At 49.2% G+C, this 246-nt stretch carries 1 pseudogene; it reads right to left on the minus strand.

What is annotated here, in order from left to right:
- A pseudogene (locus RRF55_RS27605) lies at positions 1-244 on the minus strand (hypothetical protein); the annotation flags it as partial.
- Between the last annotated feature and the right edge of the window lie 2 nt (positions 245-246).

Below are 246 nucleotides of genomic sequence, written 5' to 3' on the forward strand. Positions count from 1 at the left end.
ACCTGGCTTTATAGGGCTTTACCCCGATGGGAGTCTGGAGTTTCAGATAGAACCATGACTGGCCATCTTTAAGCGCATCCCTGAAAAACGCCTCAAACACCTGTGCCAGAGCATCAGTTTTAAAAATCCATTTAACCGATGCCTGGGTGGGTGTTGAGGTATATCGCCTTCGTTGTTGAGCGCGACCGGATGTCATCTCCGTTCGCAGTAAAGGTGATATGGGCTTAAACCCGTACCCGTCCATAA

Origin of the sequence: Klebsiella sp. K47 (assembly GCF_051858335.1) — a bacterium.
Lineage (GTDB): Bacteria > Pseudomonadota > Gammaproteobacteria > Enterobacterales > Enterobacteriaceae > Klebsiella > Klebsiella pneumoniae.